12 protein-coding genes are annotated in these 16,781 nt (G+C 32.5%); 4 read left to right on the top strand and 8 right to left on the bottom strand.

Going from position 1 to position 16,781, the window contains the following annotated elements; translation table 11 throughout:
- Window positions 1-40 precede the first annotated feature (40 nt).
- From ACS604_RS01390 to ACS604_RS01365, 6 genes are all read right to left on the bottom strand, one after another.
- Entirely contained in the window at window positions 41-1,669 is a 1,629-nt protein-coding gene (locus tag ACS604_RS01390; protein ID WP_474769597.1) for a flavin-containing monooxygenase, read from the bottom strand.
- A gap of 250 nt (window positions 1,670-1,919) precedes the next feature.
- A complete protein-coding gene (locus tag ACS604_RS01385; protein ID WP_272329320.1) occupies window positions 1,920-3,095 on the bottom strand; it encodes a maltoporin in 1,176 nt (391 codons plus the stop codon).
- Between the two features lie 101 nt (window positions 3,096-3,196).
- Window positions 3,197-4,318, bottom strand: a complete 1,122-nt coding sequence (locus tag ACS604_RS01380) for a glycerol dehydrogenase (protein WP_474769596.1) — start codon at window positions 4,316-4,318, stop codon at window positions 3,197-3,199.
- A gap of 172 nt (window positions 4,319-4,490) precedes the next feature.
- Window positions 4,491-5,603 (bottom strand): NADH:flavin oxidoreductase/NADH oxidase, encoded by a 1,113-nt coding sequence (locus tag ACS604_RS01375; protein WP_474769595.1) that lies wholly within the window; start codon window positions 5,601-5,603, stop codon window positions 4,491-4,493.
- 36 nt (window positions 5,604-5,639) lie between these two features.
- Entirely contained in the window at window positions 5,640-6,419 is a 780-nt protein-coding gene (locus ACS604_RS01370) for a (S)-acetoin forming diacetyl reductase (protein ID WP_045432181.1), read from the bottom strand.
- A gap of 51 nt (window positions 6,420-6,470) precedes the next feature.
- Window positions 6,471-7,244, bottom strand: a complete 774-nt coding sequence (locus ACS604_RS01365; protein ID WP_272329315.1) for an acetoin reductase — start codon at window positions 7,242-7,244, stop codon at window positions 6,471-6,473.
- 283 nt (window positions 7,245-7,527) lie between these two features.
- Between ACS604_RS01365 and ACS604_RS01360 the strand changes: the two genes are divergently transcribed.
- The 3 genes from ACS604_RS01360 to ACS604_RS01350 all read left to right on the top strand — a co-directional run bounded on the left by ACS604_RS01360 (window position 7,528) and on the right by ACS604_RS01350 (window position 9,610).
- Window positions 7,528-8,436: a LysR family transcriptional regulator gene (locus ACS604_RS01360; RefSeq protein ID WP_228715380.1), complete on the top strand. Its 909-nt coding sequence runs from the start codon at window positions 7,528-7,530 to the stop codon at window positions 8,434-8,436.
- 103 nt (window positions 8,437-8,539) lie between these two features.
- Window positions 8,540-8,953 carry a DoxX family protein gene (locus ACS604_RS01355; RefSeq protein WP_464848821.1) on the top strand — a complete coding sequence of 138 codons (414 nt, stop codon included), beginning with the start codon at window positions 8,540-8,542 and terminating at the stop codon, window positions 8,951-8,953.
- Window positions 8,954-9,010: 57 nt separating this feature from the next.
- Window positions 9,011-9,610, top strand: coding sequence for an alpha/beta hydrolase (locus tag ACS604_RS01350; RefSeq protein WP_474769593.1), 600 nt, complete (start codon window positions 9,011-9,013; stop codon window positions 9,608-9,610).
- A 146-nt stretch (window positions 9,611-9,756) separates the two neighbouring features.
- Here ACS604_RS01350 and ACS604_RS01345 read toward each other — a convergent pair whose 3' ends face one another.
- Window positions 9,757-11,007: a DNA repair protein RecN gene (locus ACS604_RS01345; protein ID WP_208753230.1), complete on the bottom strand. Its 1,251-nt coding sequence runs from the start codon at window positions 11,005-11,007 to the stop codon at window positions 9,757-9,759.
- 152 nt (window positions 11,008-11,159) lie between these two features.
- A complete protein-coding gene (locus tag ACS604_RS01340; RefSeq protein ID WP_474769592.1) occupies window positions 11,160-15,371 on the bottom strand; it encodes an NACHT domain-containing protein in 4,212 nt (1,403 codons plus the stop codon).
- 455 nt (window positions 15,372-15,826) lie between these two features.
- On the opposite strand from ACS604_RS01340, the gene ACS604_RS01335 reads away from it, so the two are divergent.
- Window positions 15,827-16,756 carry a SphA family protein gene (locus tag ACS604_RS01335; protein WP_474769590.1) on the top strand — a complete coding sequence of 310 codons (930 nt, stop codon included), beginning with the start codon at window positions 15,827-15,829 and terminating at the stop codon, window positions 16,754-16,756.
- Window positions 16,757-16,781: the final 25 nt, after the last annotated feature.

Below are 16,781 nucleotides of genomic sequence, written 5' to 3'. Positions count from 1 at the left end.
GATATTTATTTGGACACCTAATCAAGGTGTCCAAAATAGATTAAGATTCTATAAGGTTGTTTTTTTTGACTGACTGTTTAAGTAAACAGCCTTTGTAATTATTATTAGAAACTTCAGAAATTTGGTTTCTATATTCCTTAAGGCCTCCCATATAAAAATATACGGTATTTTTCTTACCAGGAACATTTGCTCCAAAAATCCAAGACTCCGCTTTTGCAAAAAGGGTTTGATTAGCAATATCACTACAAGTATTAGTCCAATTATCAACCGCCTCTTTAGTAGCTTCAATTTGATTAATTTGATGGTCTTCTGCATAACCAATTAGATCAGCAATCCAACGCACCTGAGTTTCAATTGAAGGTGGCAAGTTTGTAAATGGTCCATTTGGCCCCAGTACCATAAACATATTAGGAAAATTTGAAACCATCATACCCAAATAACTATTAGGGCCTTCCTTCCAATGATCCTTAATGGAAATACCGTCCTTTCCTCGAATATCCATACGGATATAGTTTCCATCAACAGCATCAAAACCAGTGGCACAAATTAGCATATCTAATTTATGCTCAACTCCATCTGCAGTTACTACACAATCCTCTTTAATTTCTACAATTGGATTGGCTTTAATATCTTCTAACGAAACATTTTCGCGATTAAAAATCTCGTAGTAGCCACTATCACATAAAGGTCGTTTTGCGTATAAATCCGTCGGAGTGAGTTTCTTTGCGACAATAGGATCCTTAACAATTTCAGAGATTTTTTTCTTAATAAAGTTCTGAGCTTCGATATTTGCAGTTTCATCTACCGCAATATCTCCAAAGGTTTCAAACATAAATCGAAACCCGCCTCCCTGTTGCCATGCTTTTTCAAAAATCTTATCTCTTTCTTCTGCTGAAACGCTCATTGTTGGCAAGGTACTTTCATTCAATCCAAAACCTAGAGCAGAATTCCAAACTTTTTCCCAAATTTGATCATAGTTTTCTTTAATTTTAGTAACATCAGTTTCAGACATCACAACATTACCAATAGGCACACTGTATTGAGCAGAACGTTGAAAAACAGTTAAATGTTTAACTTGAGATGCAATTGCTGTGATGACTTGAACACCTGTAGAACCCGTTCCTATTACACCTACCCGCTTACCTGAGAATGTAACATCTTTTGGCCAACGGCTCGTATGATGTAATTCACCTTTAAATTTCTCAATACCTTTGATTTTTGGTAAATTTGGTGCGGCCAGTAAGCCTAAAGCTGTAATTAGAAATCGAGAAGTAAACTTTTCATCATTTTCTGTGGTTACATTCCAAAGAGAATTCTCTTCATCAAAATATGCAGAACGAATTCCTGTTTCAAACTGAATATCCTTTCGTAAATCATGCTTATCAGCTACTCGTTTTAAATATGCTAATACATCAGGTTGACTTATATATTTTCTTTTTATCTCCATTTCCTGTAGTAATTCTTTATCCCAAGAATAACAATATAAATGTGTTTCCGAGTCAGATAAAGCTCCAGGATATTGATTCCAGAACCATGTACCACCAACTTCAGTTGCTCGATCAAAAGCACGAACTTTGAGATTAAAATCATCTCTTAATTTTTTTAACGAATATAAGCCACCAAAACCTGCACCAATAATAATTGCATCGAAATCCATTTTTTGAGCCATTTGACCCTCCTAGAAGCTTGCTTGAAACTCACTGTAAATTGAATATAAGAATTTATTTACCTTTCCCTATGAACCTAGAATTACATGCAAAGAAAAAAGGATCTTGGATTTTTTTTACAAACTTTTTGGATAAAATAATCATTTTTAATATGGGAATATTTTTTATTATTAAAAATAAAGAGTGCCTTTAAATACTAGATTTAGGCACTCCTTTTTTTAAAAATTTAAAATAGCAAAAACAATGCTTTAACTACCACCAATATTCATATTGAATTCCAAAATTGGAACCATGATTTTCATTTTGGAAAGCCAGAGCTGGATTTTCACTTCTTAAATTTTCTTCATTCTTATTCCAAAATGCATATGTATAATACAATCGCAACTCAGGTCTATCATAAAAACCATTACCCTTGGGCGACCAAGTTGGTGCTATCGTTAATTTTGTTAAATTTCTTTTATTTATATCCTTGATTTGATCGTATCCGATCTCTGCAGATACTTTAAAATTATCTACAAATGAATATGATGCTCTAAGACCTAGTGAAACCCATTCCAAATCAGGTTGATCAATATAATTATTTTTTTGGTATAAAATTTGCGATTGACCATTCAGTTTTTTAGACTCATTTTGCCAGTCTAAAATATTCATTATACGATAGGCATAATTTTCACGGCTAAGAGAAGTATCGCCTGTATAGCCTAAACCAATCCCTCCACCCTCACCATACTGAAAAATCAATCTATTCTTTCCATTGAGTACTTCTGAATGAATATCTTGAACTGTTAAAGCCCATCCATCTTTTGCTTTATCATCATTAAGATAAGATAATCCAATTTGCAATTCGTTATTAGGAATAAGATGAATATCTTTAATCGTTAAATTATGTCTATCAACATTACTTTTCTGCCATTGAGTATCTTTCTTTGAAAAAGAGTAATTTAGACCAACTCCCGCTATTTTATAGTTATCTATACCAAAACCTGTACCAGTTTCACTCCAATAAAAAAAGTCACTCATATTGCTATCATTACGATTGTAATATCGTCTACCTACCCATAAGTTAGCTCCATTTAAAGCTGAAATATTCGACCAATTTAAGTAAAATTGATTAAGGCGAGTAAAACCACTTTCATTATTAAAAGTTAAGGTTTTACCATAACTATTATAGAATTGAATCATCCCATTAATGCTTAATTTTGAATGATCAGAAAATTCCAAAAAGTCTTGCTTACCATAAAACTCCCCATATTGTTCACATTCATTTCCTAATCTATATTTTGAAAGTGCTCCTGTCAGTTGAAAACATTCCTGATTATTGCCTTCTTCAGACACACCAATGCCCGTTCTAAAGTAACCCGTTGTTTCAAAAGAATATCCAACAGATGATGTGCTTATTACCATAAGTAATAATAAGTATTTGTACATAAAATTTCCTTTTTTATGGCAAATAGGGTCCACTCTTATTTATATAAATAAGAGTAGTGTTAAATAAAGTTGGGGGATTAAAAGTTAAATATAGAAAACTATTAGGCTACTAATCTTTTTTCAGTTTTATATTTTTCAAGCATTGCATTTGTTGCAATGATTGCATCAAATACCATAGATGGGGTTACTTTAAAAGGCATATTATGCATTGTATCATTTTCATGACATGCGACCTCGGCAACTTTTCGCCATTCCTCTTCGATAAAGATTTTTAAACCGAGATCGGCTAAAGTTAAAGGTAAACCTACAGCTTCAACAATAGATAGAACTTCTTCAATTTCACTTAAAGGTGCTCCTTCCATTATTAGCTGAGTAAATAAACCAAATATAACTTTCTCCCCATGCTGTGCTCCATGCAAATCATCTATAATTGTCATACCATTATGAATTGCATGAGCTGCTGCACAACCTCCTGATTCAGCTCCAACAGCAGACATGTATATAGTTGCTTCAATTGTATTTTCTAATGCTAACGTTATAGCTTTATTTTTTACAGCTATTGCGCCCAATGCGGCATTGTCTCTAATTGTTTCATAACATAATTTTGCAATGCTAAAACCTATTAATGAAGGTTTTAGCATTGCAGTGCCAGACTTAACTAAATTATCGCTTTGTGATTTCCAACAAGCACGTGCTTCAAAATAAGTTGCCAATCCATCGCCAACTCCTGCAGCAAAAAACCGTAGGGGCTGTTTGGATAATATCGTTGTATCTGCAAAAACGGCATCTGGACTTCGTCTTAAAAATAGATAGCGATTAAAACTTCCATCTTCATTATAAATTACTGAAATAGCAGTACAGGGTGCATCGGTAGAAGCAATTGTTGGTACAATAATAACTGGTTTACTTAAAATGTCGGCTAAAGCTTTTGCAGTATCTATTGTTTTCCCACCTCCAATAGCTACAATATAATCACAGTCTGATGCTAGATATTTATGTCTTTCTATTTCACTATCAGAACATTGTCCACCAAATTCCGCGATAGATACAGCCTTCTCTGAAAAGCTTGATAAAGATTCATCTCTAACTTTATTAAAAATAAAAGGATCACAAAGTAGAAACGCTGCATTTCCATAACTTAATGTAAAGGATCCCAACTCCTTAAGTAGATCCTTTCGCATCAAAAACTTAGTCGGTGATATAATAGATTTAGTAATTGTCATTTTGAAATTCCTTTTATTAAATTGGACTCCAAACTTATAAATTAGCAATATTAAAAATATACGCGGATACAACACCCTAGGAAGTAAATTCCTATATTTAAAATTGATAATTATTGTTTGAATATAGGAGTATGAGAGTACTTCTATACTTTAGTCACGAGAGATCATATTTTTAATCTGTGAATCTTCCTAGTTGATATCGTGCCAGCCAATGCGCATATGGGGCTGGTAAAACCCAAGAAGGATTTTCTAGCTTTAATTGTTTGGCAAGTGCATAAGGATAATGTGGATTTGCAAGCATCGCCCTACCAATCATTACTATATCCAATTGGCCTTTCTCGATGACACTATTTGCGACTTCTGGATGATCAATACACCAAGAAGATGCTACTTTAATACCTGTTTCTTCCTGCACTCTTTTTGATATTGGTGCCATAAAGCCTTGATTTGCCCAAGGTGTTGTCGTTACTGGAGTACTAAATCCCATACTTACATTTAATAAATCCAATCCCTCATCTTTAAACTTTTTCACTAATTGGATTGATTCTTGAAGAGTCTCCTCATCATTACCATCATATTCAATCACTCCAAAACGTGCAGTTAATGGTAAGTGTTCAGGCCAAACTTTACGAACCTTTGCTAGTGTCTCAATTAAAAAGCGACTGCGACCTTCAAGATCTCCTCCATAATTATCTTGACGAAAATTTGAATGTTTCGAAAAGAAACTTTGAGCTAAGTATCCATGAGCAAAATGAAGTTCTAACCACTCAAAACCAGCATCTAAAGCTCGTTGAGCAGCATCGACAAAGTTTTGTTGAACACGCTGAATATCCTCTAAAGTCATCTTTTTAGGAATTCTAGGCAATCCTTTGCCAAATGCTACGGACGAAGGTGCAATAGTTTGCCACGCATTCTCGTTGCTTTCAGGAATATGGTCATCACCTTCCCACGGTCTATTAGCACTGGCTTTACGACCTGCATGAGCTATTTGTATTCCGGGCACGGCTCCAGCTTTCTTAATTTGATATGCGATTTTACTTAGAGGTTCAATTTGCTGATCATTCCAAAGGCCTAAGCAACCAGGAGTTATACGCCCTTCTGGTGCAACACCAGTCGCTTCAACTATTACTAAACCCGAACCACCACGCGCAAGCTCAGAGTAATGTGCCAAATGCCAATCATTAGCAATACCTTCTATTGCGCTATATTGGCACATAGGAGGCACTGCTATACGATTTTTTAAAGTTATATCTTTTAATTTAAATTCAGAGAAAATAGCAACCATTATGTGAACATCCTGTCTAATTAATGGATAAATTTCTTAGTTGAAGACCATTCCACCATCAATACTGATTGATTGACCAGTCATATAATTAGAATCAGCACCAGCTAGAAAAGAAACACATGCAGCAACTTCATCTGCAGTGGATAAACGTTTCAAAGTGATGTGCTGAGCAAATTGCTCCATCCCCCATTCAAAAGTTTGTCCAGCACTATCTGCCAAATCTTGAGCTACCTTTCTCATCATCGGGGTATCTACAATGCCTGGGCAATAAGCATTAACGGTAATTCCAAGAGGTGCCAATTCTTTTGCAGCTGTTTGTGTAATTCCACGAACCGCAAACTTGGTTCCACCATAAACAGATAAATCTGGATTACCTACATGACCGGCCTGAGATGAAGCACTTATAATTTTTCCTCCGTGACCTAATTTTTTAAATGTTTCGACAGCAGCTTGTATACCCCATAAAACACCACCAACATTAATATCAAATGTCTTCCTAAACACCTCAGGCGTTACTTTTTCAATTGGCATAATAGGAGCAATGCCCGCATTATTAATTACAACATCTAGGCCACCTAATAAATTACATGCTTCGGCAACAGCTTTGAAAACACTTTCTCTTTCAGCGACATCTACCGTGACGGCTACTGCCTGACCTCCCATCTTCTTAATTTTTTCTACAGTTTGATTTGCTGTTTCAAAATTCATATCAGCACAAGCTATTGCAAAACCATCTTTAGAAAGACGAATAGCTATTGCCTCACCAATTCCTTGTCCTGCACCTGTTACAAAGGCTACTTTATTAGTATTAGACATAAAATTTCCCTATTCTTGATTGTAGTTAGATATATAAAGTAAATACGACTCCTATCGGAAGACCATTCCACCATCTACGAGAATTGACTGTCCTGTGATGTAATCTGATTGATCAGATGCTAAAAATGAAACAATATTACCAACATCTTCTGGAAGCTCTGTTCTGCCACATAAAATACCCGCTGAGAACTTTTCAAATGCCTCTCCACTAGCCCAGCCATATTCTTTTGCCATAGCTGCATCAACACGATCCCACATTGCTGTAGCAGCAACACCTGGGCAATAAGAATTCACTCTGATTCCAAACTTGGCATACTCTTTAGCTGCCGCAACTGTCAAAGATCGAACCGCATGTTTAGCTGCACAATATGTGGCAAGCATTTCATAAGATTCATGACCAGCAATTGAACATGCATTAATTATCTTTCCAATACCATCTTGATTTTTCATTACATTTGCCGCGGCCTGAATTCCATAAACCACACTAAAAACATCAATAGCAAAAACTTTCTCTAATTGTTCTGTCGTAATGTCAGCAAAAGGTACAACACTTTCAATTCCTGCATTATTTACCCAAACATCAATACGACCAAATTTTTCTACTGCTAAGTTAGCTAATGCTTCTTGATCTTTTTTTAAAGAAACATCACCTTTAAAAACTGCTACTTTTTGCCCTTTAGATTTAAATTCATTTTCGGCAGTTTCTAAAAAATTTTCATTTACATCGGAAATAACTAAACTAAATCCATCTTTAGCCAAACGATCAGCAATGCCCTTGCCCAGACCTGATGCTCCACCTGTCACTACAGCAACTTTTTGTTCCATAATTATTTGCCTTTCTATTCCATTTTAGACTTGAGTTACGATACGAATTGCCAGTTTCTGCTTTGTATCTTCAATCCTAAAATAGGAGTTCCAATGGCTAAATTCTTGGATTATTTTCTTAAGATTTTGGATTTTTTGATCATTACTTGTTGTTAGGTAGGAGTTAGAATCTTAAGTTGATTCTCGTTCTAAATATTGCTCAAAAAAACTTTATTAATTTTTATCTGCTTAAATTTAATGTTAGATTTTTGACATTACTAAAATTAGGCATAAATAAATATTTATGAATAGACTTGAATGTAATCGTATGTTTATAGCAATAATGGAATTGGGAAGTTTCGTTAAGGCAGCCGAAAATTTAAATACAAGTGTCGCACAAGCATCTAAATTAATTTCAAAATTAGAGAATGAATTAGGCGTGCAACTTTTAAAAAGATCAACTCGTTCATTGACTCCTACTGAATTAGGTCAAGCTTATTATCATAGAATAAAACAGCTCATGGCTGAGTTTGATGAGCTTGATATCAGCATTAAAAACCAATCTAGTTTCCCTGTTGGAAGATTAAAGATTAGTGCTCCCAACTCTTTCGGAACTGTACAGTTAAGTCCTACACTTATTAAATTTGCTCAAAGGTATAACGAAATTGAGTTAGATGTGAGTTTTAACGATCGCACAGTAAATTTAATTGAAGAAGGTTTTGATGTAGCAATACGCATTGGTCAGTTGAAAGATAATAACCTCATCGCTACCCAGATATCACAGATTAAATTCTTATTAGTTGCGTCCCCATTTTATTTAAAAAACTTTGGGACACCGAGAAAACTTCAAGATTTACAATTACATCAGTGTATAATTGATACAAATTTTAAAGATCCTTATGAATGGTCTTTTTATGAAAATAAGCAACCCCATACAATTTCAGTAAATGGTCGAATACATTTTAATAACACTGAAGCATGCCTTGACGCAACCATTGCGGGGCTCGGCATTGCAAGGCTTCCAACTTTTATTTTGAAAGATGCAATTATTGATAAAAAAGTTATACCTATCTTAGAAAATTATGAATTACCTAAAAGAGGGTTATATGCTGTCTATCCTCCTGCAAAACATTTAGCCAATAAAGTCAGAGCATTAATTGACTATCTAAAAGAGCAATATACAGATCCACCAGAATGGGAAAAGTTTGAATAATTATTTCCAAAATAGAAATAATTATTCAACTTTAAACTACTTAATCAACTTTTTAATCACTATTAAGATGTATTCATCAACTTATACTTAGTCGAGAGATTCAATGAATACATCATCTGCAACCCCTTATGCAGCTTTATTACTCCGCTTAACACTAGCAGGTTATTTTTTTGCACATGCTGGTCTTAAATTATTTGTCTATACACCATCAGGTACTGCCCAATTTTTCCAATCTATTGGAGTACCTGGTTGGATGGCTTATGTAACAATTATATGGGAAGTTGTCGGAGCTACTGCGTTACTACTCGGATTTAAAGCTAGAATTATCGCACTTGCTCTCATTCCAGTATTAATAGGTTCTATTGCTACTGTACATGGCGCAGCTGGATTTTTCTTTACAAACCCAAATGGGGGATGGGAATTTCCTATGATGTGGATTATTTCTTTAATTAGCTTAGCTCTGATTGGTGACGGACCTCTAGCTTTAAGTAAATCTTTTAAAAGTACAGATTATTAAATATTGATGATGCCATTAATTTAATGGCATCAAATCTTTTAATTAAGGTAATTAGACATGAATAACCCCTTTGTGATCTTACTCCACGGAGTAGGTAGTAATGGACATGACTTAGAAGTAGTAGGAGAATTTTTTAAATCTAATTTTCCTGCTCTTGAGTATGTTTCCCCCAATGCACCCTTCAACTTTATGAATAGTCCTAATGCTTATCAATGGTTTAGCATAACAGGTGTGACTGAAGGTAATCGCTATGCACGAGTAGTCGAAGCAAGATCATCTTTTGATGAAAAGATTCGTGAAATTCTTAAAGAAAACCAAATGGAAAATCAATTAGAAAGAGTTGTTTTTTGTGGTTTTTCACAAGGGGCTATTATGGCTTTAGATGCGGTAGTTTCAGGTCGTTGGCCTATTGGTGGCGTTATAAGTATAGCTGGAAGATTAACAAGCCCAATTAAATCTGAAATTAATAAAAATACAAAAGTTTTATTAATCCATGGAGAAGCTGATACTGTCATTCCCGTAACAGAAAGCCAACTAGCATATCAGGAACTTCATGCTGCTGATATGAAAGTTGAATTAAATATTTTCCCTTTTACAGCTCATCAAATTACACAGTCTATACTGGATTTAAGTGTTGATTTTATCAATAAAATTTAAAAATATTTAATACATATTCATATGTTAAAGACTGGTAAAAGCGAGCAAAAATCATTTTGCTCGCTTTTAATATAGTGATAAAAATTTATTTGCAACCAAACCTTTAATTAAATATATTTTTAGTTTAGTGCTGGGTAATAAATTTACTATTCAGAAGAGTTTGATGTTGATTTATTTCGAATTAAATCCCAAATTGAAAAATCAGGTTTAGACTTTTCGGAATGCTCCGCAGGATTTACCTTAAAAGCTTCAAGGTTGATTTCTAAAAGTTTCAATTTTAGCTCTTCAGCTCCAGTAACGCCTAGATTTTCAAGCTCTTGAATTTCACTTTTATATCGCTCATACGATTTTGCCAACGCTTCTTTATGTGAATATTCTTGTTCTAATCTTGAAAATTTATTCAAATTAATATTAGCTATTGTAGCTATCCAAATTAAGGGGGCATTTATTAATAACTTAAAGAGAAAAGTATCCCACTTCATATTTAAGAAATCACTTTTATCAAAAAGATAAAAATTGAACCCAAAGATAGCTAATACCACAATAATAAATACTATAATGCTATATTTTTGACCTGCCTTTGCCTCTTTACCCTTTATAACAAATCCTCCTGCAAGTCCTGCTTCGCTCGATAATCCAATAACTGATTTGGCTCGCTCTTCAATATTTTTCAAGTTCCTAAGGCGCTCATCAAATTCTTTAACTAGAGAAGGTATTTTCTTTTCAGTATTACCATAAATTTTGTCATAAAAATTTTGAATTCTGTTCAATTGGTCATTAATCTGATCTTTCTTACTCTTTATATCTGGATCATCTGTCGTAAACAAATCTGTATAATAAATCTCAAATTCATTCAGAATCTCATAGAGTTGATTGACTCTAGTACTACCACTTTCACCCACCTCTTCTACAAAAAGCTTTTCATAATCTAAAGAAATTTTTCTAATTTCTTCTTTAATATTCTCAATTTTAGAAAGCTTTCCCTCCTGTTTATCAAATAATAAGCTATAAGCATCATTAATTCTATCCGCATTAACTTTTAGATCATGTATGTTATCTTCATTTAGTAATTCCAAAACTTTAGAGTAATGAGAAACACCCTCTTCATCTTCTTCAAGAATGCTTTCAATTTCTCTAATTGAAGTAAGTGATTCCTCTAACTTATTCTTAAGTTTAGTTAACTCTATACTTTTACTTTCAAAACCTTGTTGTTGAAGACGAAATTTATTTAGCTCATCTTCTAGTAATGTTCTTAAAGCAAATCTTCGATCATTAAATTCGACTAAATCAGATTTAAGAGAATATTGGCTAGAAAGCCTTTCATATAGTTTTCTAAGCTCGACTAATCCTTCTCTTAATTTTTTTTCGTCTGATTCTTTTAAACTTAAAAGTTTCATTATATCCCTATATTATTTTAAATTTCTTCATAACAATATAGCTGTATAATTTAATTAATCAATTGATCATATTAATATTGTACTTATTTTTCAGATCTCCAGTAATGGATAATATAAAAACAATATATAAAGCTTAAAAAAAACTGTAAAATTTACTTAAAACTTTGAACAATAATCATTGGTTCACCTTTTAATTTTCCACGGTAAAGTTCAATTACACTCGAAAACTCTATCCTTTGATTTGGTGCATCATCATTGCCATATAATGATCCCGTATACCATTTCGAACCTAAAACTGTCCAAAAGATTTTTAAATCATTTTCATTTAGAAAGTTTATTAAATCAGCTTTCCTTATAGCCAAAAAATTTTTACTGTAAGTAGAAATAGTTGCTGAAGGATCAAACGCTATGATTCTACCTACACTATCTTGCCAATATCCTAAAGTGTCTGAATAGTTGATTGATAGTTTTTTAACTAACAAATTGCAAGGCGCTAAAAAACTATATCCATTTTTTTCTATACGTGATTCCCATGAATGTCTTTCGGCTGTAGACATAACCTTTACATTATGAGGTAATTTTTCTCCCCATTTCTCTAAATATTCCCATTCATTCCCACTTAACTGTTCAAAATATGCTTCGTTCCAATAATATTCTTTACAGAATAGATTATTGAATGTATTCGCTTCTGGCATCCACTGCCCCATAAAATGCTGTTTTTTTAGCCACTCAATTGCTTTTGGATAACTTGTTTTTGGAATAAAATAACTTTTAATTTGTATCCACAAATTTTTCTTATTTTTATCTTTGTAAGCTCCAAACTTATCAGGTTCTGTAAAGTCTAAATTACGCTCTAAAACCAGCCATTCTTCTCCATTTAATTCAAATTCAATCATAGGATTTATAGAAGGAATATCTTGGCTCATCGCCCAAGTTGATAAATCACCCTCCCAATTTTGAAATTCAATTTCGGGGATTCCATTAGTGTATTCAGGGTAACTATTATTTCCTCTATTTATATAGAATGTTGGGTCAATCTCTCTAACATGCAAATCATTGATATGTTTAAGCCATATTCTATTACCATCATCATTCCAATAACTACTAGAACATTGATGAGAATCAATAACTTGTGCCAAAATTTCAAATAAAGCTAGCCATTGATATTTTTTACCAATTCGTTCTATATCATTGTCATATCTCGAGATATATCTTATATTTCTATCAAATTCCCCATGTTTTTCAACATCATAACCATATTTATCGAAAATTAATTGACATGCATAATTACTTAATAAATCTAAATTAATGATTTTTTTCCAGCGATAAAGTTCAGATTCGAAAGTATATCTTCCGAAGTCACCATAACCACATATACCTCTACCGTATTCCGTAGTCATTGATCTTAGAATACGATTAGCTGAGTAATAATAATCCTTAAAATCTGAAGCTTCTTCATTACGTTTATATTTTTCATCAATTTCTTGAATAGTAGGAAGTTTTTTAGGAAGTTTACTATTGTAAGGCGGTGTGATTCTCTCGTTTATTGCATCTATTTCACATTGGGTATAGTTAACTTTATTTTTATACATCTGATATTGAATAATATTTTTTGCATAATCCCTAATTAGTACATTTGGATAAATTTCTTTCTCTTCTTTTATTTGAAATATTAGCTTATCTATTTCTCGCGCAAGTTCGGATAGTCCATCTAACTCATTTGAACTTAGTATAGAACTATAAATTGATAGTAGAACCCGTTCTAAAATGTATGGATCATTTGTATCATAAAAAAGATTAATTAACTTTATGGATACATCAATTCTATTAATAAGAATAGTAGATAACGCATTGGTCGCTTCATTTCTTAAATGTATGTTAGTAGTTGTGAGCAACCATGAGATTCCTATCGCAACATTTAACAACGAATTTTGACTAATTAGCCTATTATTTCGATTAGTAAGGCACCATTTTACTAACCTTTCTATTGCAGGAATAAAATAGAGACTTTTATTAATCAAAACAGTCCAAAAAGAATCCCGGTCAGCCAGTGAGTATACTTTAAGAAATTTATGGAGATACATTCCATTCAAAGGATGTTCTTCTTCTACAATAACTTGATATAACATATTAAAAAAACAATACCAATTTTTATTACTTAGAGGTTCATTTTCCAGAAAATTAAAAAAATCGTAGGTTTTAATTTGAAATGGATCCCGCCAGACTAAACTCTCAATAATTAAGTTTTTAAAATCATCTAATAGGTAGTCTGTGACTTTTATATAATTAAATAACTCAACATTATATTTTAATGGAAAGAGTACACTCAAAGCTTGCCATAAGCCTTTGTTATAATGAAAATTATCTAAATCAAATAAATCATTATTGCTAGATTGCATCCAATTGAGAAATTCAGAAAATTTCTCAAATTTATTTAATAGATATTCAACACTGATATAGTCACCCATACGCTCATAAGTGAAATACACAATTTCATCATTATGACCATAATAAAGATTTTTAGACAATATTCCTTCTTTAATCATAAGATCTATAAATTTTTTTGCTTGATGATCAGAAATATCTTCACTTAAAATTTTTGCAATTTTTCTTCTCATCGATATAAATGAAAGTGAATTGGATCCCTGATCAAGCTGGTTTTCTACTATGATAGTAAGGGCAGTATTGACTAGTCTTAGTGAAGCATCTACATCAAGTTTATCGGCTATAATCTGATTAATTCCGTTAACATAGCAATCTATTATATTAAAAATGCCATTGTAGCCTTTTGGAATAGTATTCAGATTTTGAATTTTTAGACTCTGACAGAATAATTTAAGATATAAGGGATTAGAAAACTCTGGATTAAGCAGAGGTATACTTGGAGTTTGAATATTATAATATTCAAAGAAAATTCTACATGCATCGAACTCTATTTCATGAAATCCTTGATGCTGGATTTCATAAATTAATTCCGAAGATTCATCTGTAAGTTTAGAGCAAATCTGATCCTTATAGCTGTCTCTAATTGATATTACTAAACCGATTCTTTGGTATTGAGAAATTAACTTAAGGAATCCATTAAGTGAGTCAGCCCATAATATTCGACCTTCTCCTTCATTCAACGCATCTATAACAATTACAAAACGTTCATTATTTAATTCAGCGATAGAATCAAGAGTTGATAAAAACTCTTTTTCAAGTAAATTTATTCTTAAATTTTTATTTAAAATCTGATACCAAATATTTGATTTTTCATTAAAATCTTGTCCTAACAAAAATAAATGACCATTTTGTTTTTCTTTAGAGTGAATAAAATCACCTAAAAGATGCGACTTGCCTTGTCCGGCCTCGCCAGATAAAAGTAATTTTTTCCCATTAAAAAGCTCAATGGCTGAAGAAGAAATTTCTGATTTTAAGTTCAGAAGTACTTCAAATGCTTTATTTAAATTGTTTAATAGATAAGATTCAGAATCCTCACGTTCTTTTTTGTCCCAGAGCAATTCCCTTTTATCGGCTATAATTTTTATAGAATATTCAATATTTTGTTTCAAATAACTGCTAGGGAGTGTTCTTAGTAGATCGTATTGATTAAGATCTAACTCTCTTCTCAACTGAGGTATAAGTGAGTTAAGACTTTCATAAATTGAAATTTCATTTTTAATTTTAAGAGAAGTTTCGTCTAGCTGGACTAACAACTTATGACATGTATTTGTAAATCTTTCTTTAAATGCTTTAGTTCTTGTAAGTGCCTCAAGGTTTATAGATATAGGGAGATCGACATTTATTTCAGGGGTATAGCGATGTCCAAGATTTGCTAAAGCAGTTTGATTATGATTTTTAAACCAATCATCCGTAAATTCATGCTCAGAAAACCAAAATTTTAATTTCCCGAAATTTTTTTCTTGTGATAATCGTTCTACTAATTCATAACTTCCCCAATATTCAAAAGTAATATTACGACCGAGTATATTAGCTTGTTCACTCCATTTTTTTGTATATGACTCCCATTTTTTTAGGAATGAACTCCTTCCCTCCACTCCAGCATTATTACGATCTATTGGACAACAAATATAATATTTACATAAAGTAGGATAATTTTTTAATGCTTCTTTAAAAGATTCCTCTATCTGTTGCCATTGTGAAGTACTAAAGGAGTTTATAAAAAATTTTGCTTGCCATCCGTAGTATTCGCCATTTTCTAATTGGGCAAAAGATTCTATCCCGCCATCTGGTGCTGCTACTCTAATAAAATTTATTTTTCTTTCAATTGATTCCGAATTAGCTAACTGACAAACCAACTCTTCAAAAGCATTATTTTGTGAACCATTAAAAGTTCTTATTTTATTCCATTGGATGGTCATTAAGCACCTTATTTACAATAGTAAAGTATGTTTAGTTATCAATTTAATCATATATTTTAGTATGTTAATTTTTATTTGAATACCCACTAATTTTATTAAAGTCTTATATTTAGGAACAAAGACATTAAGATGCCTGCCTTCATCTTTTCAGTTCGGAAAAGTTCATTGATAACAAATTGATCAAGCGCTATCTAAGTTGAGGAAATCTATTATTTGATGCTATTGTTGACATATCAACAATGTTGTTATTTAATGAACTATCGGATGAATTTTAAACGCATAGGAGATGCTGATGATCGGTGAACACTTAAGATAATAAATTTAAGCTACTAAATTATTTAACTTTTATTTTCATCTTTCTAAAAGATGGATAAGGCTCTTTATTGCTCTAAAAAAGATAGATGACAGGACTATTTCCAAACATCGGACCGTTTGGATTGCACAAGGAATTAACAATGCATATTCGTATTAAACACTCTTCATTAATTGGTATAGCTAGCCTTTCATTACTTATGGTATCAGGAAAAGTTTTAGCAGCACCCAATGGAAATCCTACGCTACCAGGTGGTACCACACAGTTTTTTATTGCTGAATTTCCTCCAGTTGTAGGTAATTATCTACAAGTTATTTCTAGTTATTCTACTGCAGATCAATTCAATAATAGTGATGGTAATAAAAAATACGATCAAGATCTTAAAGTGGCGGCACAAACTTTAAGATTTACAACGACATGGGATAAAAAAATTCTAGGTTCAGATATTACAGTCTCTGAAATTATTGGAACGTATGTAGACTTAAATAATCAAATACATACGCCATATGGTGACATTAAACTTAATGATGATGGGCTTTCAGATGTTTTATTTGAGCCATTAATTCTTCAATGGAATAAAGGTCAAAAGAAACAATGGCAAATGGTTGCTGGTTTAGGCTTTGTTTTACCCATCGGCACATACAGTAAAAGCCATGATGTTAATGTTGCAGGCCACTATTTCTCGATCGCACCTCGTGTAGCTCTTAAATACAAATTTGATAATGGGATTGAAGCAGCCATAAGTCCCATGGTTAATTTTAACTGGAAAAATTCAGATTCCAATTACAAAACAGGTAATGAGCTCACGGTTGATTACTTACTTGCATACCATAGCAATAACTGGCGTTTCGGAGCTACTGGATATTATTACACTCAACTTGAAAATGACGAATTAGATGGGCAAGAAATTAAAGACTCAAAAACGAAATCATTTTCTATTGGCCCTGCTATCCAATATCAATTTATGAATGGAAAAGGTCCTCTAGTCAGTGCGAGCTGGATTACAGATGTAGATTCTGAAAATAAAGCTGAAGGTCAAACTTTTTGGCTAAGTGCAGCAATCAAATTTTAAAAAAATTAGTATTTTTTCAAAGGTA

Source organism: Acinetobacter sp. Li1LvA2, assembly GCF_056156705.1.
This window is presented reverse-complemented; position numbering and strand designations above follow the sequence as displayed.

Excerpts from the sequence above, each read along its gene's own strand:
- ACS604_RS01380 (WP_474769596.1), bottom strand. The coding sequence starts at position 4,318 with ATGACAATTACTAAATCTATTATATCACCGACTAAGTTTTTGATGCGA.
- ACS604_RS01370 (WP_045432181.1), bottom strand. The coding sequence starts at position 6,419 with ATGTCTAATACTAATAAAGTAGCCTTTGTAACAGGTGCAGGACAAGGA.
- ACS604_RS01340 (WP_474769592.1), bottom strand. The coding sequence starts at position 15,371 with ATGACCATCCAATGGAATAAAATAAGAACTTTTAATGGTTCACAAAAT.
- ACS604_RS01360 (WP_228715380.1), top strand. The coding sequence starts at position 7,528 with ATGAATAGACTTGAATGTAATCGTATGTTTATAGCAATAATGGAATTG.
- ACS604_RS01365 (WP_272329315.1), bottom strand. The coding sequence starts at position 7,244 with ATGGAACAAAAAGTTGCTGTAGTGACAGGTGGAGCATCAGGTCTGGGC.
- ACS604_RS01345 (WP_208753230.1), bottom strand. The coding sequence starts at position 11,007 with ATGAAACTTTTAAGTTTAAAAGAATCAGACGAAAAAAAATTAAGAGAA.
- ACS604_RS01355 (WP_464848821.1), top strand. The coding sequence starts at position 8,540 with ATGAATACATCATCTGCAACCCCTTATGCAGCTTTATTACTCCGCTTA.
- ACS604_RS01390 (WP_474769597.1), bottom strand. The coding sequence starts at position 1,669 with ATGGCTCAAAAAATGGATTTCGATGCAATTATTATTGGTGCAGGTTTT.
- ACS604_RS01385 (WP_272329320.1), bottom strand. The coding sequence starts at position 3,095 with ATGTACAAATACTTATTATTACTTATGGTAATAAGCACATCATCTGTT.
- ACS604_RS01350 (WP_474769593.1), top strand. The coding sequence starts at position 9,011 with ATGAATAACCCCTTTGTGATCTTACTCCACGGAGTAGGTAGTAATGGA.
- ACS604_RS01335 (WP_474769590.1), top strand. The coding sequence starts at position 15,827 with ATGCATATTCGTATTAAACACTCTTCATTAATTGGTATAGCTAGCCTT.
- ACS604_RS01375 (WP_474769595.1), bottom strand. The coding sequence starts at position 5,603 with ATGGTTGCTATTTTCTCTGAATTTAAATTAAAAGATATAACTTTAAAA.